Origin of the sequence: Paraprevotella clara YIT 11840 (assembly GCF_000233955.1) — a bacterium.
Classification (GTDB): domain Bacteria; phylum Bacteroidota; class Bacteroidia; order Bacteroidales; family Bacteroidaceae; genus Paraprevotella; species Paraprevotella clara.
The window spans coordinates 114,895-138,964 of the sequence record NZ_JH376616.1 but is presented as its reverse complement, the minus strand read 5'-3'; the positions used below and the strand labels follow the sequence as shown (position 1 = coordinate 138,964).

The window sequence follows — 24,070 nt, the reverse complement described above, 5'->3', positions numbered from 1 at the left end:
CCTCTTTTTTTGTCTTATTTCTTTATTGTTGACGTAACGGCACTTCGTACCTGTCGGAATATTCGTTTTCATGTCATGCGATATAGAGTTTAAAATCTTTTATATCAGCGAATTAAAGACTTCTCTGCGAATGTGAGATTTAGGATGGAAATCTTGTAAAATCAATCACTGCAGAACTGAAAATCATTCTCAAGAGATTGATTTTTCGTTCTCCTGAGAATGATTTTCAGTTCTGCGCAAGGTGATTTACGAATCAAAAGACGGTGCCAAACTATAAGAACTTTTTATCATTCCTTGGGTCTGGCAGCCGTCTTCGGGCTTAGTTCTACAGATTATATTGAGATGGGTCAGATGCTCATGGCACTATAAGCCTCGCGGAAGCGCGGAGCGACGTTTCTTTTCATGAAATCTTGTCCGGCGAAATTGTCCATCAAGATGGCCTGTGCTTTTTCGCCCATGTCTTTGCTCACGACAACAGACACGCTGTTGTTGTCGCTTCCGTATGAAATCATCAGGATGGGGATGTCTTTAAGCAGATCGATGACTTTGACTTCCATGTTTTCCTTTTCTTGGTCGAACTGGCCGATGATATGGATGACGGAAATGTCTTTTTCCACACTGACGGAAGCGAATTGGGACAGTTGGTTTTCCATTTGGTGGAAAGTCTCGGAACTCAGTTCCACGGCCATGGAGATATTGACACTGGAAGAGGAAATGAGGTGTATGGGAGTCTTGAAGTCCCCACAGACGGCCATCACTTTGGTCAGGAACTGAAACGGCATGAGGTTTCCTGATGAATGGATCTGTAAATAATCTGCATTTTTCCGTGTAACAACTGCTTTAATCTGGTTCATGGTTGATGTTTTTGTAATAGTGATTGTTTGTTTATTGGGATTATAATAATTGGATATACGTAGGTTGATTCCGTGTTGTCCGGCTAAATCCAGACAAGCTTTCGGAATCAGGTTGAAGCCGGCATTGATGATGCTTTTGGCTTCGTTATATGTGATGGTATAGTCTTTGAACTGACTGCATACGTCTTCGTCGGGTGAAGCCGAAGACATTTGTTTCGTGGTATAAAATGTAAGTTCCTCGGCATGGAACAAGGTTGCCATGTGGGTCGCATAAAGCGTATGGAGCTTTGCGGGCATCAGTATCGTCTCTTCGAGGCCGTTCTTGCAGATGCGGGCGGGGAGAATGCTGACGATTGCATCTTGGTCCTGTATGAGTGTCCGGAGGCATTCGGCGCTTTTTTCAGAGTCTATCTTTGAATTGCTGCCGATACATACGAAAAGCGAAGGGTCTAAGAGGGATACATTCACTTTCAGGGTTTTAAAGTAAGAATAGATGATGAGACCTGAAAGGCGTTCGGTGAAAGAGAGAAGCTCTTTGTCTTTGATTTGGTTTAACGGACGGTTGACGAACGAATGGAGGGATTGGAAGAGGTTCTCTATAATCGAGATTGTGGCAGGGCTGTTCTCCGTGGCACCTGTAAGTTGAGATGTGAACTCGAAGGTTTTTGTTTTCAGCGCGTCAATCAGGGTCGGGAGCTTTTCCCAGTCGAAATTGTACAGCGAAATGGCGATGTCCTGGAGTTTGTCTTTAATCCACGGAAAGGACGGAGGGATGAGAATAGACTGCTCTCCTAAAGGGACGTACGACGGTATTTGCCGGACATCTTCAATGGATGTGATAGCTTCAAAACTATAAATTTTCATATTTTTCTATTTATTAATTTCTTGTTTTGGTTTTATTCTTCTTTTTCTTTCTCAAATTGGAAGGGATTTTTCCAAAATGAAAGGGTGAAACTTTTTGCGGAATGTATTCAACCTTTTGTAAATCAGTTCTTTTTTATCTTTTCATGCTCTTTCGTTTGATAACTGTTATTTCATATACATATATGATACCACCGTGCCGGAACATAAAGACGGGGGAGAAAAGCGGAGCGGGACACTGTGGGTAGGAATAAGTAGCGGTAGGGAGAGGAAGTGGAAGGTGGGGAGAGGTTTATATATAATAAGGTATATGAATATAAAGAGAGTTTATCCTTTTTCAAATCGGAGAGGTGTTTTTTCAAAATGGAAGAAGGTTTTCTCTGTATAGAGAATCATGATAAGACGTTATGTGTTTGTAAAACAGTATAGTAGGGGATAAACTATGTTTTTTGGCATACTTTTGGTCTAATGGTATGGCGATAAGTTATAGTATTAATTAAAAAACAAAAGTATTATGGAATTATTTTCATTTGGTTTTTTGGCCTGCTTGGTGAGCGGCTTTTTGTGTTTCTGGTTGTTCTGGAAATGTGTGGATTGGTTTGAGAAGATTTAATTTTTAAAAAGTAGGTATTATGTACACAGCGTTATTTGTTGTCAGTGTAGTGATGTTCGGCTATTTGATGTATGTGCTCGTCAAGCCGGAAAAGTTCTAAAAAATATTTTTTTGATTTAGCAGTATTATGAATACAGAAATTTTAGGTGTAGTTGCACAGATTGTACTGTTGGTGGTATTGAGCTATCCGCTCGGAAAGTATATCGCTAACGTATATAAAGGTAAAAAGACGTGCTTGGATTTTATGAAACCGATAGAAACGGCTATTTATCGTTTCTCCGGTATCAACCCCGAAGAGGAGATGAATTGGAAACAATTCTTGCGTGCATTATTAATCGTGAACCTCTTTTGGTTCATTTGGGGTATGCTTTTGTTGGTGCTTCAAGGTTATCTTCCGTTAAACCCGGATGGAAACGCCGGACAGACAGCCCATCAGGCATTCAATACTTGTATTTCATTCATGGTGAACTGTAACGAGCAGCACTATAGCGGTGAGACAGGATTGACTTATTTGACTCAGTTGTTCGTCATCATGTTATTCCAGTTCGTAACAGCAGGAACCGGTATGGCTGCTATGGCCGGTATCATGAAGGCGTTGGGAGAAAAGACTACGAAGACTATCGGTAACTTCTGGAAATACTTGGTATTGAGCTGTACCCGTATTTTGTTCCCTCTTTCCTTAATCGTAGGCTTTATCTTGATTACTCAGGGAACTCCGATGGGCTTCGACGGAAAGATGGAAATTACCACAATGGAAGGTGCAACGCAGAATGTCTCACAAGGTCCTACGGCTGCAATCGTTCCTATCAAACAGTTAGGTACGAACGGTGGTGGTTACTTCGGTTGTAACTCTTCTCATCCGTTGGAAAACCCGACTTATTTGTCCAACATGACGGAATGCTGGTCCATCCTGATTCTTCCGATGGCAATGGCTTTCGCATTCGGTTTCTATATCAAGCGTAAAAAACTGGGTTATTCCATTTATGGCGTAATGTTGTTCGCTTTCTTGGTGGGCGTATGTATCAACGTATATCAGGAGATGAACGGTAATCCGCGTATCGACGCCATGGGTATCGCTCAGGACAATGGTGCCATGGAAGGCAAGGAAGTGCGTCTGGGCGCAGGTGCCACGGCTTTGTGGAGCATCGTTACCACGGTAACTTCTAACGGTTCTGTAAACGGTATGCACGATTCAACCATGCCGATTTCCGGTTTGATGGAGATGTTGAACATGCAGATCAATACATGGTTCGGCGGTGTCGGTGTAGGATGGATGAACTACTTCACCTTTATTATCATCGCAGTGTTTATCAGCGGCCTGATGGTCGGCCGTACGCCGGAATTCCTTTGCCACAAGGTCGAGGCACGTGAAATGAAGGTGGCTTCTATTGTGGCATTGCTTCATCCTTTCGTTATCCTTGTGGGTACGGCGTTGGCAGCCTACTTGTATGTACATGCTCCGGCTTTCGTGGAGAATGAAGGAGGATGGTTGAACAACCCGGGCTTCCACGGCTTGAGCGAGATGTTGTATGAGTTCACCTCAGTGGCTGCAAACAACGGTTCCGGTTTTGAAGGGTTGGGCGATAACACCTGGTTCTGGAACTATGCGTGCGGTATCGTTTTGATTTTAAGCCGTTTCATTCCTATCGTAGGACAGGTGGCCATTGCCGGTCTGTTGGCAAGCAAGAAATATATTCCCGAAAGCGCAGGTACGTTGAAGACTGATACCGTTACATTCAGTGTGATGACTTTCGCTGTAATCTTCATCGTGGCAGCCTTGTCATTCTTCCCGGTTCACGCATTGAGTACGATTGCAGAACATTTCAGTTTATAAAAGATTATTTAAGGATAAGATAAAGTATGAAAACTAACAATAATACTTCCCTCTTCCAAAGGGATCAGGTAATGGAAAGCTTGAAACAGTCTTTTGTCAAGCTGAATCCCAAGATAATGGTGAAGAACCCGGTCATGTTCACCGTAGAGATTTCTACTCTGATCATGTTTATCGTGACCCTCTTCTCGGCTACGAACGATTCACAGGGTTCCTTTGCATACAACCTTTTGGTCTTCATCATCCTGTTGGTGACTTTGCTGTTTGCCAATTTCGCAGAGGCGATTGCCGAAGCCCGCGGTAAGGCTCAGGCCGACAGCTTGCGCAAGACCCGTGAAGAGACTCCGGCCAAGTTGAACGTGAACGGACAGATCAAGACCGTGAGCAGTTCACAGTTGAAGAAAGGTGATGTGTTTGAATGCGAGGCAGGCGACGTGATTCCGGCCGACGGTGAAATCATCGAAGGTTTGGCTTCTATCGACGAGAGTGCCATTACCGGTGAATCTGCTCCGGTAATCCGTGAGGCAGGCGGCGACAAGAGTTCCGTTACCGGTGGTACGAAGGTACTTTCCGACCATATCAAAGTCGTTGTGACCAGTCAGCCGGGCGAGAGCTTCTTGGACAAGATGATTGCCTTGGTAGAAGGTGCAAGCCGCCAGAAGACTCCGAATGAAATCGCCCTGACGATATTGTTGGCCGTGTTCACTCTGGTATTCTTGATTGTCTGCATTACCTTGAAACCGTTTGCCGACTATTCCAATACGGTGATTACCATTGCAGCTTTCTGTTCTTTGTTCGTTTGCCTGATTCCTACGACTATCGGCGGTCTGCTTTCTGCTATCGGTATTGCCGGAATGGACCGTGCTTTGCGTGCCAACGTGATTACCAAATCCGGTAAGGCTGTGGAGACGGCCGGTGACATCGACACGTTGTTGCTGGACAAGACCGGTACGATTACAATCGGTAACCGTAAGGCTACGGAATTCTATCCGGTTGCCGGTATGGATAAGCATGCGTTTATCGAAGCTTGTTTGATGTCTTCCGTATCGGATGATACGCCGGAAGGTAAGTCAATCATTGAATTGGGACGTGAAATGGGTGTACGTATGCGTACCCTGAACACCGAAGGTGCACACATGATTAAGTTTACGGCCGAGACGAAGTGCTCTGGTATCAACTTGAAAGACGGTACTGAAATCCGCAAGGGTGCTTTCGACGCTATCCGTCGTATTGCCATGGAGGCCGGTAACAAGTTCCCGAAGGATACGGAGGATATTATCCAAGCCATTTCGGCAAACGGTGGTACTCCGTTGGTGGTTTGTATCGACAAGAAGGTTGCCGGTGTCATCGAATTGCAAGATGTTATCAAACCGGGTATCGAAGAACGTTTCGAGCGTTTGCGTAAGATGGGTGTGAAGACGGTAATGGTAACCGGTGACAACCCGTTGACCGCCAAATATATTGCCGAGAAGGCCGGTGTGGACGACTTTATTGCTGAAGCCAAACCGGAAGACAAGATGAATTACATCAAGAAAGAACAGGCTGCCGGTAAGTTGGTGGCTATGATGGGTGACGGTACGAACGATGCTCCGGCATTGGCACAAGCCAACGTGGGTGTGGCCATGAACAGCGGTACTCAGGCAGCCAAGGAAGCCGGTAACATGGTCGACTTGGACAACGACCCGACCAAATTGATTGAAATCGTGGAAATCGGTAAGCAACTGTTGATGACTCGTGGTACGTTGACGACATTCTCTATTGCCAATGACGTGGCTAAGTACTTTGCCATCATTCCGGCATTGTTCATGTTGACGATTCCTCAATTGGCTCCGTTGAACATCATGGGCTTGCACAGTCCTGAAAGTGCTATCCTTTCGGCTATCATCTTCAACGCCATCATCATTCCTATCCTGATTCCGTTGGCTTTGCGTGGTGTGACTTACAAACCTATAGGTGCCAGTGCGCTGTTGCGTCGCAACTTGTTGATTTACGGTGTAGGCGGTCTTATCGCTCCGTTTGTCGGCATTAAGTTGATAGATTTATTCGTAGGATTATTCTTTTAATCAATAAACAGACAAAACAATGAAGAACTTTATAAAATCATTTCGTATAACGATAGCGTTCTGCATCTTCTTTTCGGTATTTTACATACTGGTATTGTGGATATTCGCACAGTTTGCAGGCCGCGGCGAGAATGGCAATGCAGAGACTGTAACCTTGAACGGTAAAGTCGTAGGTGCTGCGAATGTAGGACAGATGTTTACGTCAGACGTTTACTTCTGGGGACGTCCTTCAAGTGCTGGTGACGGTTACGATGCTACAAGTTCTGCCGGTTCCAACAAAGGTCCTACCAATGAGGAATATTTGGCAGAGGTGGAGGCCCGTGTGGATTCCTTCCTTGTACACCATCCTTATTTGAGCCGTGACGAAGTGCCGGCTGAAATGGTAACGGCCAGCGGTTCCGGTCTGGATCCCAATATCACTCCGGCTTGTGCATACGTACAGGTAAAACGTGTTGCTGAAGCTCGTGGCATGAGTGAAGACGAAGTGAAAGCTATAGTAGACCAAGCTGTGGAGAAGCCTCTGTTAGGTATGTTCGGAACAGCAAAGGTAAATGTACTGAAACTGAATGTGGCTTTAGACGAAGCAAATAAATAATAACAGTAGACAAGAAATGCCGTCATTGATGAAGTTCGGATATGGAAGAATACATTCGGGTAGCTTTGTCGGCGGAAGGAATAAACTGCTTCTCTCGTACTACCTTTGCCATGGCGACAGAGTCTGGAGGTTTTGGAGATATTCCCGTGCTTCAAGGGTGATGGCATTCTTTAAAAAAACAAGTGAAAAGTAAAACGACACAACACAACACTTTAATTGATTTATGAATATGAAAAGTTTAAAAAAAGTAGGATTGGTTTTAGGTGCGGCACTGTTAGTGCCCGGCATGGCAAACGCAGGTGATTTCGTTGTCAGCGGAAAAGCTGATTTCGTAAGCGATTATATCTGGCGTGGTATAGACCAAAATTCAGGTTTCTCTATTCAACCTTCTTTGACGTTGGGTTACAAAGGCTTGAGTTTGAATGCATGGGGAAGCCAGACGCTTTCTAAATGGGGCGTGAATGACAATGGTGGCGGCGCAAAGGAATTCGACATCAACTTGTCATATGCCATCAAAGGTTTCTCCGTAACCGTATCGGATTACTGGTGGAGCGGAACCGACATGCCTTATGGGTACTATGAGGATGCTCATTATTTTGAAGGAACTTTAGCTTATAACTTCGGTGAGACTTTCGATAAATTTGCATTGAACATTTCATGGAGTACGATGTTTGCCGGTGGAGATAAGTTCGTGTTGGGCGAAGATCCTACGGACAACAACAAGTTCTCTACTTATGTCAACCTCTCTTATCCGGTTTCATTACCGGCCGACATTACATTAACCCCGGCCTTAGGATTCACTCCTTGGAAGGGTATGTACAACGACAAAGCCGGTGTGACGGATGTTTCCATCAAAGCAAGTAAAGATATCCAAGTAACGGATAAATTTGCAATACCTGTCTTCGTACAGGCTCTTGTTGCCCCGGTCCATGACAGAACCTACCTTTTGGCTGGTTTTAGCTTGGGCTTCTGATTCTATTCGTAGTTTTCTCAGGGTTCCTCACGGAGCCCTGAGTTTTCTCTCTTATATATAAAGGCAAGTATGGACATTGACCTTTTTCTTTGTTTGGATATTACCTGACGCGTTATTGCCAGGTTTTATGGTGAATAGTCGTATTTAGGAATTTATTTGAAGATGAAATTATATATCGTTGCAAACAGATTGCCTGTAAAGGCTGTGCCTCGGCAAGACAGCTATACTTTCGTACGTAGTGAAGGAGGTTTGGCAACGGGGCTCGACTCCTTGCAGATTTCCATGGAGAAACATTGGATCGGCTGGCCGGGAGTTTGTGTCGATAATGCCCGTCAGCAGATAGAAATCCGACAGCATCTGGAGACGATGGATTTTCATCCGATATTTTTGTCGGAAGAACAGTATCACGATTACTACGAAGGATACAGCAATAGTACCATTTGGCCTTTGTGCCATTATTTCTTTTCCCATACTACGGTACGGAAAGAGTATTGGGAGTCTTACCAGAAAGTGAATGCTCTGTTTTGCGATGAGATTTGCAAGCAAGTGGGTTCCGGCGATTGGGTTTGGATACAGGATTATCAGCTTATGCTTCTTCCAGGCATGTTACGGAAGCGGATGCCCAATCTTCACATCGGATATTTCCATCACATTCCGTTTCCCTCATACGAATTATTCCGTATATTGCCCGAGCGGGCGGAATTGTTGAACGGTCTGATGGGAGCGGATTTTATAGGTTTTCACACACACGACTATATGCGCTATTTCATCAATGCCGTAGAACGTGTATTACATATTAAGTTCGATTTGGACGAAGCCCAGACGGACAGCCGCATCGTGCGTGTAAACGCACTGCCGATGGGCATAAACTATGAATTATACAATCATTCGTCTGCCACGCCGAAAGTGTGGAGCGAGATAGAGAAAAAACGTATTCTTTTCCGCAACCACAAGTTGTTGCTGTCCGTAGACCGTTTGGATTATAGCAAAGGCATCCTGCATCGTTTGCAAGGGTTTGAGACTTTTCTCGAACGTCATCCAGAGTACCAAGGAAAGGTGACGTTGGCTATGGTCATTGTGCCTTCTCGCGACCATGTGGAAAGCTATGCAGGGCTGAAAACGAAGATAGACGAGACCATAGGACGGATTAACGGACGTTACTCCGACATCAACTGGACACCGGTCTGTTATTTCTATCATGGTTTTTCATTTGAAGAACTTACGGCCATGTATTTCGTGGCAGACGTGGCCTTGGTTACTCCGTTACGAGACGGTATGAACCTTGTGGCTAAAGAATATGTCGCCACGAAAGTCAACAATCCGGGGGTATTGGTATTGAGTGAGATGGCGGGTGCTGCCGTGGAATTGGCCGATGCCATTCAGATTAATCCCAATGATACGGACCAGATTGCGGATGCCATTTTTACGGCGTTGCAAATGCCATACGAGGAGCAAGCAAAACGTATCAGCAAGATGCAGGCCATACTTTCCGTCCAGACCGTCAACAAATGGGCGGCCGACTTCATGGAAGAATGGAAAAACGTGGTAGACAAAAACCAATACCTGTCGGGGAAGTTGCTTTCCACGAATTTGCTGAAACAGATAAAGGCTTTGTATACTCAGGCTCGGAGCCGTCTCATTTTGTTGGATTATGACGGGACGTTGGTGGGATTCCAAAAGCGTCCGGAAGATGCCGTGCCGACCCCTGAGGTAATACAAGTACTTAAGGATTTGACCTCCGATCCGGCCAATCATGTGGTTATCAACAGCGGTCGCGACCATCAGACATTAGAGAAGTGGTTAGGCGGTCTGCCGGTTTCTTTTGCCGCGGAACACGGGGCCTATTATAAAGAGAACGGAGAATGGCATCAGACCAGCTACAAACCGGAATGGAGCCAAAGTATCCTGTCTATTCTGAACATGTTTGTGCATAAAACCCCGAAATCGCGTTTGGAAATAAAGGAGACGGCTTTGGCTTGGCATTACCGGGCGGTAGATTCCTGGTTGGGAGAACTGAGGGCACGCCAGTTGGTTCGGGCATTGGTTTCCATTTGTTTGCAACATCGTCTGCAAATCTTGCAGGGAAACAAGGTGGTAGAAATCAAACAGTCTAACTGTACGAAAGGCTCCGAAGTAAAACGATTGTTGCGTAAGGCGCATTATGATTTCATATTGGCTATGGGAGACGACACGACAGACAATGACATGTTTCGTGCCTTGCCGGAGAGTGCCGTTACGGTGAAAATCGGAACGGTGTCGGAAGATGCCCGTTATAACCTGAAATCTCAAACGGATGCTTTGCCGATGTTGCAGGCTTTGGCCACGGGGGCTCCTCTTCGTATCTCCTCGAACGGGAAACAAGGCCGTCAGGATTTAGGTGTGATTTTACATTGGATGAAAAAACTGATTAAACGAAAATAGACATATCATGCAAAATTTGAACTACGGTGTAATCGGGAATTGCTCGACCGCCGCCCTCATATCGGAAAAAGGGGCTATTGAATGGTTGTGTTTTCCGGAATTTGATTCTCCTTCCGTATTTGCGGCCATATTGGACAGGCAAAAAGGAGGCCATTTTGGTTTTAAGGTGACTTCGGATTATAAGGTTACACAATCGTACGTGCCTCATACCAACATTCTGTCTACACATTTCGAGTCGGAAGAAGGAGCCTTCGACGTGGTGGATTTCATGCCTTGCTATCCTACCTCCGATGGAAAGGATTTCTACCGTCCGGCAGAGATTTACAGGTATATCCGTTGGGCGAAAGGCCGTCCCCGTATGAAGGTGGATTATCGTCCGGCTCCCAACTATGCGAGGGGAAAGACTATTTATAACGTGACCTCCCAATACGTCGAAACTTATTCGTCGGTGGAGAATAAGGACCGGCAATATTTGTATTCGTCATTGGACTTGAAGAAAGTTGTGAATCATGATGAAATCACCTTGGAAAAGGATGAGTTTTTTCTGTTTTCTTTCAATGAGAAGGTCATTCCGGTGGATATCGAACGGGAGAAACTGGAATATTGCCGCACTTTGGTGTATTGGCTGAATTGGACAGACCATGCCAAGCGTTACACAAGGTATAACGAGGTAATCGAACGAAGCATGCTTGTATTGAAGCTCATGACCTACCGCAATGGGGCGGTGATGGCGGCCGTGACCACCAGTCTGCCGGAGACTGTAGGGGAGGTGAGAAATTGGGATTACCGTTTCTGTTGGCTGCGTGATGCTTCCATGGCCATCGAGACCTTGTTCAATATCGGCCATGTCAATTCAGCCCGTCGTTTCATGAAGTTCATCCAGTCTACTTTTATCACGACGCACAACTACCAAATCATGTATGGCATTCGTGGCGAGAGGGAACTGACGGAGCTGACACTCGACCATTTGGCTGGTTACAAAGATTCGAAACCGGTGCGCATAGGCAACGATGCTTATCATCAGCGCCAGAATGACTCTTTCGGTTATCTGATGGACCTGATTTACCAGTACTATTGTCTGATGCCCGGAACCTTGGACGAGGTGGAAGACATGTGGGAGATGGTGAAGTGTATCGCCTTGACGGTTTGTGAGAATTGGCGCAAGCCGGATAAAGGTATTTGGGAAATCCGGGGCGAAGCGCAGCAGTTCGTGTCGTCCAAAGTCATGTGTTGGGTGGCATTGGATCGTGCGGCCAAAATAGCCGTATTGCTGAACAAACATGGTTATGGAGAGCAGTGGAATGCCGAAGCTGCGCTGATCAAGGAGGAAGTCTTCACACACGGGTGGAAAGAGGAACTGCAAAGCTTCTCCCAATGTTATGAAAACCAGGCATTGGATTCTTCCTTGTTGTTGATGGAACCATACGGTTTCATCAGTGCGGACGATGTACGTTACCATAAGACGGTACGGGCCGTGAAAGAGGCATTGATGCACAAGGGATTGATGTATCGTTATAACAGTAAAGACGATTTCGGTTTGCCGTCTTCGGCCTTTACGATTTGCACTTTCTGGTTGATTCGGGCTTTGTATGTCATCGGGCAGCGTGAGGAGGCCCGGTGTTTGTTCGAAGAAGTGTTAACCTATGGTAATCATTTGGGATTGTTCAGTGAAGATATTAACTTTGATACGAAAGAACTGTTAGGAAACTTCCCGCAGGCTTATTCCCATCTGGCTTTGGTGAATACGGCCATTTTACTTTCACAAGAGAGTAAACAGTTGAAGCTTAAATAATAAAAGTATATGGAAGAAAACGAAAACGGTAACGCGCAGCGCTTTCTGGAATTGATTCGTCGTTCCCGACGGGGTAAGTTCAAGATTTACATCGGAATGATAGCCGGTGTAGGCAAAACTTACAGGATGTTGTCGGAGGCACATGACTTGTTGAAGAACGGAATAGATGTGCAAATCGGTTATGTGGAGACTCACGGTCGTCCCGGAACGGTGGCCATGCTCGAAGGTTTGCCCGTGATTCCCCGCAAGAAAGTCTTTTATAAAGGAAAGGAAATCGAGGAGATGGATTTGGAGACCATTCTGCAAGTCCATCCCGAGTTGGTCATCGTCGATGAATTGGCGCATACGAATGTGGAGGGTTCTCGCAATACGAAGCGTTGGGAAGACGTGATGGAACTCTTGGATGCCGGCATCAATGTGGTTTCGGCTTTGAACATCCAGCATATCGAAAGTTTGAGCGAGGACGTGAAGAGCATTACGGGAATCAATGTGGCGGAGAGGGTGCCCGACAAAGTATTGCAGGAGGCCGATGAGGTGGTGAACATCGACCTGACGGCCGAAGACTTGATAACGCGCCTGAAAGCCGGGAATATCTATAAAAAGGAGAAAATACAGACCGCCCTCAATAATTTCTTTAAGACAGAGAATATTCTCCAGTTGCGTGAGTTGGCTTTGAAAGAAGTGGCTTTCAGGGTGGAACGCAAGGTAGAAAGCGAGGTGACGCCTTTGGCGCCGGCCCAGACGCGGCGTGAGAAAATCCTGGCTTGCGTGAGCAGCAATGAGCATACGCCGAGGCATATCATACGGAAGGCATACCGGCTGTCCACGCGTTACAGTACTTCTTTTATCGCTTTGCACGTGCAGACTCCCAAGGAAAGCCCGGACCGTATCAAGCTTTCTTCCCAACGTTATTTGCTGAATTATTTCCAGTTGGTAACCGAGTTGGGCGGAAAGGTAGAACAGATGTCTTCACCGAATGTGACCGACGCTATCGTGCAGTTTTGCAAAGAGAATCAGGTGACAACCGTATGTATGGGGCGTCCTGCGTTTGAGATGCCGGAAATGTTTTTTAAAATCGGACGGTACAAGCGTTTCTTGCAACAGTTGTCCGAGATGCGGATTGACTTAATTATTGTAGCATAATAAATCTCATTTAAAGATATGAAATTCGATATGAACATTAAGACCAAACTCACCGTGTCGATCGGTGTCTTGGTGGCCATGATTGTTTTGTTGGTGTCTTTGTCGGTGACGAATCTGCAAATACTGACAGCAACCGAACCGGACAGCCCGGCAGCCGAGCCGGGAATGAACCGTGCATTGACATGGATTATGATTATCGGTGGCATTTGTATTTGCATCGGTTTGTGGATTCTGTTTAAAATTCCCAACTCCATCAATTCTCCCTTTAAAAGTTTAGTGAAAGGTATCCTTGAGATAGCCAATCATAATTATGATGCCAAGTTGGACCTGAGAGGCGACAAGGAACTGGAAGAGGTGTCGAAGAATTTCAATAGGATGGCCAAACGGCTGAAAGATTATCACAACAGTACGATTTCGGACCTCATGGCTTCCAAACGTTATCTGGAAACCATCATCAATTCCATCAATGAACCCATCGTCGGTCTGGACAATGAGCAGATCATTCTTTTTATCAACAATGAAGCGCTGAACATACTGAATTTGAAACGTGAGGACGTCATCCGGAAGTCGGCTCAGGAGATAGCCATGCGCAACGACCTGCTGCGTCGTCTGATTTGCGGAATGTGGGAAGATAAGAAGAAGGAACAGGAGGCACCGAAGTCCAAACGCGAGTCGTTGAAGATTTACGCCGACAACAAGGAGAGCTATTTCCAAGTGAAATATATGGAGATTACGATGCGCGGCAACGACGGAGTGACGATGGAGAAGAGGGGAGATGTAATCATGTTGAAGAACGTGACGGAGTTCCAAGAACTCGACACAGCCAAAACGACTTTCATATCCACCGTATCGCATGAGCTGAAAACCCCGATTTCAGCCATTATGATGAGTCTGCAACTTCTGGAAGACAAGCGTGTGGGAGGACTGAACCCCGAACAGGAGGAACTTTCGAGAAGCATTAAAGAGAACAGTGAGCGGCTGCTCAGTATCACGGGCGAGTTGCTCAATATGACGCAGGTGGAGAGTGGAAAACTGCAACTGAAACCGAAGATTACCAAGCCCATCGAATTGATTGACTATGCTATCAAGGCCAATCGCGTACAGGCTGAGAAATTCGGAATACAAGTGGAAGTGGACTATCCGGAGAAAATCGGGAAGCTCTTTGTCGACAGCGAGAAAATAGCTTGGGTGTTGACCAACCTGTTGAGCAATGCCGTCCGTTATTCGTCCGAGGCCGGTCGTGTGGTCATCGGGGCACGCCAACAGGACGACAACCATATTGCCATGTTTGTACAAGATTTCGGAAAGGGCATAGACCCGCGTTACCACGAAAGTATTTTCGAGCATTATTTCCGTGTGCCGGGTACGAAAGTGCAGGGAACCGGATTGGGTTTGTCCATTTCCCGGGACTTTGTGGAAGCTCACGGAGGAACACTGACGGTAGACAGCGAATTGGGAAAAGGCAGTGTCTTTACCATGGTTTTGCCTTGCTGAGGAAAGAATATGTAGGAGTGGCATCCTTCTTTCAAAAAACGCATGATTTTGCGGCTTTTCGAAGGAAGGATGTTTTTTATTTATAAAGACAAAATGATTTTTCTGTCCGAAAGACATAAGAATCAGGCTTTTTTTGTAAGTTTGCAATATACAAAACAAGGAGGAACAGTTTATGACTACAATGGAATTGAATGCGGAACTTTTCCGCCAGCTCAGTATTATTGCAGAGGACGAATCGTTGATGCGGAAGGCCGTGAAAGCCGTTACGCGCCTCGCCAAACAGAAAGAGACGGAAGAAACAGAATATATCGGCAAAGAGGAAATCCTGAAAGGGATTGATGCGGGACTGAAAGAAATGGTCGAGAGGAAGCATAGTGGAAATAAGGCAAAGACGTTGGAGGAGTTGATCAATGAATTATAAAATCGTATTAGACCGTACTTTCGAGAAAGAAGTGAAGCGGTTGGCCAAACGTTATCCTTCATTGAAATCCGACATCAAGGCTTTGCGTGATGAAATCTTGGCTAATCCTACCGCCGGTACCGACTTGGGAGGAGGTTTGCGCAAAATCCGCATGCGTATCGCTTCTAAAGGAAAGGGAAAGAGCGGCGGGGCAAGGGTCATCACTTTCACGGTGGTAGTGGCTGTCGAAGAAACGGAAATCAACTTGCTTTATATTTACGACAAGGCGGAACGCGAATCGGTGTCGGCTCATGAAATCGAGGCACTGCTTCGCAAAAACGGCTTGTGAGCCGTTTTTTATAAGAACAACATCAGCACCACCTGACTGATTACCACACGCATGAACATCCCCAACGGATAGACCGTGGCGTAACTGACGGAAGCGTCGTTGCCGGGAAAACTGTCGTTCACGTAATTCAAAGCCATGGGGTTGGCCATGCTGCCGCACAACATGCCGCAAGTGGAACCGAAATTCATCCCGCACATCCGCATGGCCACCACGGCCATCAGCAGCACCGGTACCACGGTGATAAGAAATCCGGAACCAATCCATATCGCCCCTTCCGGCCGGACGACGGTCTCGAAGAAATGGGCACCCGCATCGATACCGATACCGGCTAAATAAAGGGACAACCCGATACCGCGCAACATCAGGTTGGCGCTACGGGTCGTATAAGTGCGCATGTGCAGGCGCGGCCCGAAACATCCTACCAATATTCCTACGATAATAGGGCCGCCTGCCAGTCCCATTTTTACCGGACTGCTGATGCCCGGCATGCTGAGCGGCACGGAACCCAATATCAATCCCAGTACGATGCCGATGAAAATGGCGGCCAGATTGGGTTCGCGAAGTGTGGTGACGGAGTTGCCCAATATGCCGGCCACGCGCTTGATGGCCGTTTTTTCGCCCACCACCGTCAGCCGGTCGCCTAATTGCAGGATGAGGTCGGGAGTGGCCAGAATTTGTACGCCGCTACGCAACACGCGGCTGATGTTGATGTCGTAAGTGTTGCGCAGGTGCAACGAACCCAAACGCTTGCCGTTGATTTCAGCTTGGGTCACTACGATATGCTCCGACACTAAGTTTCGGTCTATGCTGTTCCAGTCTATATCTTCCTGATTCCAATCCCGGTTTTCCTGTTCGCCGAACAGCAGGGTCAGGGTAGGCATATCTTTTTCCGTAGTTACCACCAGAATCCGGTCGTTTTCCAACAACTCCGTGCTGCCGGTCGGGATAGTTACCTTTCCGTCTCTCCACAGGCGGGAGATGACGAATTTCGTATGGCTGTAGAGTGCCAAATCCTTAATGGTCTTATGGTAAATGCCCGGATTATGCAACTGGAATGCGGCGATGTACGGATGGTTGTGGTCTTCCGTCTCTTTTTCTTCCATATCCGCCGGGCGAGCAAGTATTTTCCGGATGACCAGAATGGCAAGGATGACTCCCACGACACCGAGCGGATAAGCCACGGCCGCCCCTAAGGCTGCGCTACTGGATGGCTCTCCCATCTGCTTCAAGGTTTGTTGGGCCGCCCCGAGTGCCGGTGTATTCGTGGTGGCTCCGCACAGGACGCCCACCATGTCCGGCAAGGGAATAGACAGGCCATAGCTTAGAAGTACGGTCATGGCCGTTCCGATGAAGATTACTCCGAGGCTCAACAAATTCAGTTTGACCCCTCCGTGCCGCAGGGAACTGAAAAAACCGGGGCCTACCTGCAATCCTAAGGCATAGACGAAAAGCACGAGTCCGAAACTTTCGGCATAGTTGAGCATGTCGGCATCCAATGAAATGCCGAGGTGCCCGGCCAGAATGCCGACGAAGAATACAAAAGTGACTCCCAAGGATATTCCCCACACGTGCATCTTTCCCAACCACAACCCGGCGGCAGTGACCAATGACAATACCACGATGGCCTGTATGGCGCTATGCTCGAAAAACAAACTGTCAATCCATTCCATGCTGCAAAGGTATCACTTTTTGGCCATATAAAGTGCAAGTAGATGGAAAATCAGGATTATTTACCATGAAAAAGTGCCGGAGGAGCCGGTAAAATCAATCTGCGCCAAATAAAAAATCAATCTCAGGCAAACGAAAAATCAATCTCAGGCAACTGATTTTTCGTTCGCCTGAGATTGATTTTTGTCTATTCTTATTTAGTTTATTTATTGTTAGTCAGTGTGTTATGTTTGTACGGAAATAAATGCCATTAGAATATGGAATGTTGTATTTTTTTAGAGATTCTATTTCATGAGGGTTCAAGCTTCTTGGATGGGGATGTCTTGTGTTACGGACATAATAAAGAGAGGCACAACAAACGCTCCTTGTATTTGTTTGTTGTGCCCCTGTATGGATGCTGTCCAATGAGTTTTATTTCACGACATATTTGCGTCCGTCCATTATATATATGCCTTTTTGGGGTCTGTGCATGATACGGCGTCCTTGCAAGTCGAACATTTGGCCTTTTGATGTCGGGGCTGTATCTGTTGTTGTGGAATGGATACCGCTTCCTGAATTCTCAAAGTCCAAACTTAAAAATACCGCGTTTGGGTTGGCATCATTGTATGGCAGGTACGCTTCGTTGGCTTTTAAGACCGGTGTTTCCGGAGGATAAAAACCAATGCCGTTTTCCGTAGTGAAGTCCAATACGTAATATTCGTTTTCCGCAGATGCCTGGTATTGGTCTTTGTAACTTCCTTCAAACAAGTTGACGGATGGCTTTTGTGCGCGTGAGGTGATTTGTAAAGTCACCACATCGGCTCCTTCGCTGTTCATTATCAATGCCCCGTTTCCGCTTTTCAGTTTTCCGTCAGCGACTTCCGTCAGTTTAACAGCCTTATCGTCACTTCCTGTAGCTACATACATCTTGCTGCTTCCGGATGCCTGTACATCAAACGGGAGATACAACGTGGCATAGGATAGTCCGTCTTCCCCGTTTTTCATTTTCACATCAAATTCTGTGGTGGGGGCAATGTACCAGTCGGCATTGTCGTCTGCTTTGTCTGTCTTGACAAAGTTGCCTTTGTCGTCCACGGCCAGATATTGTCCGTCTACCGTGAGGTTCCACCTCCAAAAAGCCGGATGTTCGATTGGGGCATCTTCACCCTTGAAGTTGAGTGTGCCAAGCATGGGGTCGCTTACATTTTGCACGGCCATATAGTATTTATTGGCCGTGCCGCTTTCAATCAGGCGTATTTGTGCACCGGCACTGCAGCGCATGTCCGCTTCAGTCACTAAAGCGGTTTCGTCCTCACCGTTGGCACTGAGTTGCAAGTATTGGCCTGTGCTCCTGTTCCTGAATGTATAATATTGGTTGGAGGCGATTTCATTCACCCCTTTAGGGTCGTAACCCGTTATGTCGCCTCTTACAATCTTATATGTAACCGTTTCGTATTCTTGTTTCAGGTTTGACGGTACGATGAGGTGGAGAGGGTACAGCGTTTCATAAACATAGTCTTGGTTTATGGCTTTTTCCAAACTTACATATTGTTTGGTTTCGAGGATGATGTAGTCCAGATAGGTCGTGAAGTCGGGATATGAACCGTAGCTTGCGCATTCTAAAGCTCCTTTGCCGATGCTTGTCACTAAGGGAGGAATGACAATGGAGCGCAAGCGTGTCCCCTTAAATGCATCATCCCCGATTGTCCTTAGTGAATCAGGCAAACTGACAGATTCTAAAGCGCACGAGAGTGCACCGTTCCCAATAGATGTGACAGTATTGGGTATTTCTATCGATGTCAGTGAGGTGCAGCCGGTAAACATGTTTGCCGGGATGCTTGTCAGCAGGTCGGGCAAAGTGGCCGAAGACAGCTTTCCGCAACCGTTGAAGACACCTGTGCCGATGAAAGTCACGGAAGCAGGCAAGTCTGCTTTCTCCAAGGCTGTGTTGGCAAAGGCTGAATTGCCGATGTAGCTTGTATTTGACGGGATGTTGACGCTTTCCAAACTGACGCAACCGTCGAATGCGTTCGCACCGATACGCCCTATGGCCTCGGGAAGGGTTATTTTCTCGATGTCTTCGCAATATTGGAATATGCCATTGTTGATTGTGGACACCCCGTCGGGGATTTTGATAGTGCTTGGCATATTGAATCCTGCGAAAGCATAATCACCGATGGTTTCCAAAGTTTCTGGCATTTTTCCGTTCATTTCGGTTAAATTATACTCATATGCAGAAGTATGACCTATGTAGAACGCGTAAGCCCCGATTTCTTTCAGGTTGGGTGGAAGCGTGGTCTTCAGCTTTGTGGCTCCGTAAAAAGCCCTTTCACCGATAACCTCTACTGACTGGGGAATTTGGAAATCCTGTAAGTCGGAGCATCCCTCGAATGCGCGTTTGGGAATTTCTTTTAGGGTAGACGGTAGCGTAACCACTTTCAAGTTTTGATTGCCCGCAAAACATCCTTCACCAATTTCTTCCACCGATTCAGGAAGCTCTACACGTTTGAGGTAACCGCAATAAGCGAAAGCTTCCTTGCCGATCCTTTTTAGGGAAGACGGAGTTTCAAAAACGATTTCCAAATCTTGTGCACTTGTAAATGCCTGATCTCCTATTTCTTCAACGGTCGTTGGGACGATAATTGTAGCAAAGAAATAGTGCGTACCAGAGTGAACATATCCTCCTAAGAACTGCGGGCTGATGACAGTGACTGGTTTTCTGTCAATGTATGCCGGTAGTTTTGCTTCCATATATTTTTCCCCTTTAAGACCTGTGGCTTCTACATGGTCGTCATAAATGAGGAACTCCCAAGAGCAACCTGATTCTTCGTCATAATACAAAGAGTCTTTTTGCGCCCAACCAGTGCCCGTTTGTGCCAAGAATAAAAAACAAGTTATTCCTTTGAGAAAGGAAAATAACCTTTGTCCTTTTTTATTTTTCATATTTGTGATGGTTTGATAAGAAAAAGGCGTATAACCGTTCATAGCTTGCCTTCCTATTAGGTTACCGCCAAGTGACCTTACCAACAACAAGCACAGAACGGTTCACGCCTTATGAGCGTGAACCTTCACACTGCTTGTCCTCGTTGGTTGAATGTTTGGCGGTATTCAATAGGAAGAGAACAAGAGCTAAAAGCCCAATGTCAAAAAGTTATAGAACAGGAACGCTTTCCCTTTGTTTTGTTTTACATGGTGAAACTGTTTTTATCATCACAGTCCCACTTGTTGTTAATTCTCTAATGAAAACTATGCCTTTAGCATCGAAAGTTTTCTTTTGCATTTCATTTTACTACTGTCTGTTTCGTATTGATTATAATTTATGTTATATTCATTTGTAATTGTAATGCAAAGATACGATAAAATGTTGTCCGTCGGATAAAAGCGAAAGGATATTTTTGTGATAATTAAAATATTCTTTGCCCTCCTTTTCTATGTACGATAGTTTATTTCTTTAAATCATCTAATAGTTTGTCCAGGGCTTCCGTAGCCGAGCCGTATTGGTCGAGCAGGGCGACGAACCGGCTGCCGATAATGGCGCCGGCGGCATGCTTTTGGGCAGATTCCAAGGTCTGCCGGTTGCTGATACCGAAGCCGATCATACGCGGATGGGTCAGTCCCATTTGGTTTACACGGTCGAAGTAGGCCTGTTTGGTGCGGTCGAACTCTTTTTGTGCACCGGTAGTGGCAGCCGACGATACCATGTAGATAAAACCGTCCGTGTGCCGGTCGATGAGACGGATACGCTCTTCGCTGGTTTCCGGCGTGATGAGCATGATGATTTTCAGCCCGTGGCGGTCGGCTATGGGTTTGAATGTTTCCATATAGTCCCGGAAGGGGAGGTCGGGGATGATGACCCCGTCTATCCCGCAGTCCGCACAGCTTTGGCAAAAGGCTTCGAAACCATAATGGAAGATGGGGTTGAGGTATCCCATCAGTATCAAGGGGATTTCCACGTCTTGCCGGATGTCTTTCAGCTCCTCGAAGAGGCGGTGCAGGCTCATGCCGTTTCGCAGGGCTTTCGTGGCAGCGTCTTGGATGACGGGTCCGTCGGCCATCAGGTCGCTGAAGGGGATGCCGATTTCCAGCATGTCTATGCCTCGTGCGGCCAATGTGCGGATGATGTCAGCCGTACTTCCGGCCGTCGGGTGTCCGGCACAGAAATACAAAGAAAGGATATTCTGTTTCTTCTCGTTGAATAGTTTATTGATTCTGTTCATAATATATTGTATTTTAGTTATCTGATATATTTTATTCACGTAAATCTTTGATGAAATCGGTGAGGAGGCCTACGTCTTTCAGGGCCGGAGCCGTCTCAAAACGCGAGTTTAAGTCCACGCCCGCCCATGCGGGGTGTGAAAAGCTGCGAAGACGGTCCGTACTGTCCGGACCGATGCCTCCGCTCAGGAAGAAGGGCGTATGTCCGTGGTAGTTTTGCAGGACATCCCAGTCGAATGTCCGGCCGCTGCCGCCGGCCGTGGGGCAACGCGTGTCGAATAGGAAAAAGTCGCAATCCGCTTCGTAATCTTCGGTATGCGGGAACGGTTCGTCGAGAGCCACGCCGAAGGCTTTGATGATTTGCAGGGCACGGCCGGATTTCAGCCCCTCTTCTTTTATGCTTCGGCAGAACTCCGGTGTCTCATGCCCGTGTAGTTGCACGAGGTCGAGGCGGAAGGTTTTGAGCCGTTCCTGTACATACCCGATTTCCGGGTTGACGAAAACGCCTACGCGACGGCAAGTCTCCGGCAGATAGTCGGGGAGGCGGCTTACGTGGCGGCGGGAGCCCTCCCAGCAGATGAACCCCATCATGTCCGGCGTGAGGGCTTCCACTTGGCGGACGTTGTCCGCGTCGCGCATGCCGCATACTTTAATTAGGAGTGGTTTCATCGTTCTACGCTTTGAATGAATGTTTTCAAGGCCGCCCCGGGGGCAGGTTGCCGCATGAAGGCTTCGCCCATCAGGAAACCGCGAAAGCCGGCATCCCGTAACCGACGGACTGTGTCCGGTTCTGAAATTCCGCTTTCCGACACCCAAAGGAGGTCGTCCGGCAAGAGAGAGGCGATACGGAAGGAATTTTCCACGTCAGTGTGGAACGTCCCGAGATGGCGGTTGTTCACGCCCAACATGTCCGGACGTTCGGCAAGGTAGTCCAATTCCTTTTCCGTGTGTATCTCCAACAGCACTTCCAGTCCTAATTCATGGGCTTTCCGGGTCAAGCGTTCATAATCGGGGCGCGTCAAGGCAGCGGCAATCAGTAGCACGGCATCCGCTCCGGCTTGGCAAGCCTGGTAGAGTTGGTATTCATCAATGATGAACTCTTTGCGCAGGATGGGGGTGTCCGTCATCGGACGTGCTTGCCGTATGTAGTCCAAACAGCCGCCGAAATACTTTCCGTCGGTCAGTATGGAGAGGGCTGCGGCTCCGGCTGCGGCATAGGCGGCCGGAATGACGTCCGCCCGTCCTTCTTCTTTAATCCACCCTTTGGAAGGGGATTTCCGTTTGAATTCCGCGATGATGCCGGAACGCGAGGCTGCCAGACTCTCGCGCATGGAGCGGTGCTTCCGTGCGTCGGTCATGTATGCCGGGACTTTGCCGTGGCGGGCAGTCCCGTCATGGGCGTTTCTCCATCTGCCTTCTACGAGGGCGAAGAGCTGTTCGGGAGGTAACTCAGCTTTCTCCCGTTCCACTTCCTTGCGTTTGTATGCCAATATTTCTTCTAATATGTCTTTCATAAGTTTTTATTGTTAAGTTCCACGTATGTTTTCAGGCAAGCCAGGGCACGTCCGCTTTCCAGCGATTCGCGGGCGATAGCGAGGCATTCGGCGATGTCCTTGTCCCGTTCGATGACTTTGATGGCAAAGGCCGCATTGGCCAATACCACGTTTTTTCGGCTTTCCGTGCAGCGGTTTTCGAGTACGCTGTCGAAAATTTCCGCAGCCTCGTCTGGGGTTGTACCACCGTAGAGTTCTTCCGGGCGGACGGTCGGCAGACCGAGGTCGGCAGGCCGGAAGATTTTCTCCATGGTGTTGGTCTTGACTTTGAAATTACCCGTCAGCGAGATTTCGTCATATCCGTCTATGCTGTTCACGATACCGTAACCGATACCCAACTTCTCATACACGCTGCTGTACAGCCGCATTTGGTTCAGGTTGGCCACGCCTAATAATTGATAGGCCGGGCGGCAAGGATTGACCAGCGGACCGAGAAGGTTGAAACAGGTCGGTATCTGAAGCATTTTGCGTACGGGGGCCACGGCTTTCATTCCGTGGGCGAACAGCGGGGCATGCAGGTAGGCAAAGTTGCACGCCTCCATGCTGCGGCGTAACAGGTTGCTGTCGGCCGTGAACCGCACGCCATGATGCTCTATGACATTGCTCGCTCCCGAAGTCGAGGTGGCGGCGTAATTGCCGTGTTTGGCTACTTTGTAACCGGCTCCTGCCACTACGAAACAGGCGCAGGTGGAGATGTTGAATGTGTTTTTATTGTCACCGCCTGTCCCCACGATGTCAATGACTCGGTAAGGGGAGAAATCCACGGGCTGGCCGGTTTCTATAAGCCCGTCGCGCAGGCCGAGCATTTCGTCCACCTTGATGCCCCGCATAATCAGTCCGGTGAGCAAGGCGCTGATTTGCACGTCGTTGTATTCCCCGTCTGCAATATGACGGACGATCTGGCAGGTCTGTTCCCGGGTCAGCACCTCGCCGTTTGTAATTTTTGTGAGTATTTGTTTCATGCTTGTGATGTATTTAAGTTTTATTGGTATGTGGTTTGCAAGGGAATGGGTATAAAAAAGGAGACCTGCCGTAAGTACGACAGGCCTCCATGTCTTCACATTGGTATGTGGTTGATGATACATATAAGGCTATCTCCTCACGACTTTTCAGGTCTTGAGTTACGCCACCACCAATATGTATTTTTATTTAAGAACATTGTCTGGTTTGTTTCTTGTTTTGTTTTATGGTTGCAAATATACAGAGAATTTCTTTGTATGCAAACAAAATCACAGTTTTTTCGGATGAAAAGATGAATTTTATGCG

At 47.2% G+C, this 24,070-nt stretch carries 18 protein-coding genes; 11 read left to right on the top strand and 7 right to left on the bottom strand.

All coding sequences use genetic code 11. From position 1 onward, the window contains the following. Positions 1-347: 347 nt before the first annotated feature. Positions 348-1,718 (bottom strand): aspartate kinase, encoded by a 1,371-nt coding sequence (locus tag HMPREF9441_RS12175; protein ID WP_008621602.1) that lies wholly within the window; start codon positions 1,716-1,718, stop codon positions 348-350. A gap of 629 nt (positions 1,719-2,347) precedes the next feature. On the opposite strand from HMPREF9441_RS12175, the gene kdpF reads away from it, so the two are divergent. The 11 genes from kdpF to HMPREF9441_RS12125 all read left to right on the top strand — a co-directional run bounded on the left by kdpF (position 2,348) and on the right by HMPREF9441_RS12125 (position 15,389). Continuing rightward, complete coding sequence (kdpF, locus tag HMPREF9441_RS19230) at positions 2,348-2,428, top strand: K(+)-transporting ATPase subunit F (RefSeq protein WP_087943207.1); 81 nt, start codon at positions 2,348-2,350, stop codon at positions 2,426-2,428. A 27-nt stretch (positions 2,429-2,455) separates the two neighbouring features. Next, positions 2,456-4,162: a potassium-transporting ATPase subunit KdpA gene (kdpA, locus tag HMPREF9441_RS12170; RefSeq protein ID WP_008621599.1), complete on the top strand. Its 1,707-nt coding sequence runs from the start codon at positions 2,456-2,458 to the stop codon at positions 4,160-4,162. Positions 4,163-4,188: 26 nt separating this feature from the next. Next, positions 4,189-6,222, top strand: a complete 2,034-nt coding sequence (gene kdpB / locus HMPREF9441_RS12165; RefSeq protein ID WP_008621597.1) for a potassium-transporting ATPase subunit KdpB — start codon at positions 4,189-4,191, stop codon at positions 6,220-6,222. Positions 6,223-6,241: 19 nt separating this feature from the next. Beyond that, the gene (locus HMPREF9441_RS12160) at positions 6,242-6,817 is read left to right on the top strand and encodes a K(+)-transporting ATPase subunit C (protein ID WP_008621595.1); all 576 of its coding nucleotides are present in this window, start codon (positions 6,242-6,244) and stop codon (positions 6,815-6,817) included. Between the two features lie 223 nt (positions 6,818-7,040). Continuing rightward, the gene (locus tag HMPREF9441_RS12155) at positions 7,041-7,790 is read left to right on the top strand and encodes a TorF family putative porin (protein ID WP_008621592.1); all 750 of its coding nucleotides are present in this window, start codon (positions 7,041-7,043) and stop codon (positions 7,788-7,790) included. Between the two features lie 162 nt (positions 7,791-7,952). Then, entirely contained in the window at positions 7,953-10,211 is a 2,259-nt protein-coding gene (locus tag HMPREF9441_RS12150; RefSeq protein ID WP_008621588.1) for a bifunctional alpha,alpha-trehalose-phosphate synthase (UDP-forming)/trehalose-phosphatase, read from the top strand. Positions 10,212-10,218: 7 nt separating this feature from the next. Next, positions 10,219-12,003 (top strand): glycoside hydrolase family 15 protein, encoded by a 1,785-nt coding sequence (locus tag HMPREF9441_RS12145; RefSeq protein WP_008621586.1) that lies wholly within the window; start codon positions 10,219-10,221, stop codon positions 12,001-12,003. A 9-nt stretch (positions 12,004-12,012) separates the two neighbouring features. Continuing rightward, entirely contained in the window at positions 12,013-13,146 is a 1,134-nt protein-coding gene (locus tag HMPREF9441_RS12140) for a sensor protein KdpD (RefSeq protein WP_008621584.1), read from the top strand. A 30-nt stretch (positions 13,147-13,176) separates the two neighbouring features. Next, positions 13,177-14,640, top strand: a complete 1,464-nt coding sequence (locus tag HMPREF9441_RS12135) for an ATP-binding protein (protein ID WP_172604747.1) — start codon at positions 13,177-13,179, stop codon at positions 14,638-14,640. A 172-nt stretch (positions 14,641-14,812) separates the two neighbouring features. After that, positions 14,813-15,061 (top strand): hypothetical protein, encoded by a 249-nt coding sequence (locus tag HMPREF9441_RS12130; protein ID WP_008621574.1) that lies wholly within the window; start codon positions 14,813-14,815, stop codon positions 15,059-15,061. Continuing rightward, entirely contained in the window at positions 15,051-15,389 is a 339-nt protein-coding gene (locus HMPREF9441_RS12125) for a type II toxin-antitoxin system RelE/ParE family toxin (RefSeq protein ID WP_008621573.1), read from the top strand. The genes HMPREF9441_RS12130 and HMPREF9441_RS12125 overlap by 11 nt, the downstream gene beginning before the upstream one ends. Positions 15,390-15,397: 8 nt before the next feature. Here the strand turns inward: HMPREF9441_RS12125 and HMPREF9441_RS12120 are convergent, their stop codons facing one another. The 6 genes from HMPREF9441_RS12120 to trpD form a co-directional block, all read right to left on the bottom strand. Continuing rightward, positions 15,398-17,059: a putative transporter gene (locus HMPREF9441_RS12120; protein ID WP_008621572.1), complete on the bottom strand. Its 1,662-nt coding sequence runs from the start codon at positions 17,057-17,059 to the stop codon at positions 15,398-15,400. A gap of 409 nt (positions 17,060-17,468) precedes the next feature. Continuing rightward, a complete protein-coding gene (locus tag HMPREF9441_RS12115) occupies positions 17,469-19,787 on the bottom strand; it encodes a leucine-rich repeat domain-containing protein (protein WP_172634953.1) in 2,319 nt (772 codons plus the stop codon). A gap of 692 nt (positions 19,788-20,479) precedes the next feature. Continuing rightward, on the bottom strand, positions 20,480-21,253 hold the full coding sequence (gene trpA / locus HMPREF9441_RS12110; RefSeq protein ID WP_172634952.1) for a tryptophan synthase subunit alpha: 774 nt from the start codon (positions 21,251-21,253) through the stop codon (positions 20,480-20,482). A 31-nt stretch (positions 21,254-21,284) separates the two neighbouring features. Then, complete coding sequence (locus tag HMPREF9441_RS12105; protein WP_008621565.1) at positions 21,285-21,920, bottom strand: phosphoribosylanthranilate isomerase; 636 nt, start codon at positions 21,918-21,920, stop codon at positions 21,285-21,287. After that, positions 21,917-22,765, bottom strand: coding sequence for an indole-3-glycerol phosphate synthase TrpC (gene trpC, locus HMPREF9441_RS12100; RefSeq protein ID WP_008621564.1), 849 nt, complete (start codon positions 22,763-22,765; stop codon positions 21,917-21,919). The genes HMPREF9441_RS12105 and trpC overlap by 4 nt, the downstream gene beginning before the upstream one ends. After that, positions 22,762-23,766: an anthranilate phosphoribosyltransferase gene (gene trpD / locus HMPREF9441_RS12095; RefSeq protein ID WP_172634951.1), complete on the bottom strand. Its 1,005-nt coding sequence runs from the start codon at positions 23,764-23,766 to the stop codon at positions 22,762-22,764. The genes trpC and trpD overlap by 4 nt, the downstream gene beginning before the upstream one ends. Between the last annotated feature and the right edge of the window lie 304 nt (positions 23,767-24,070).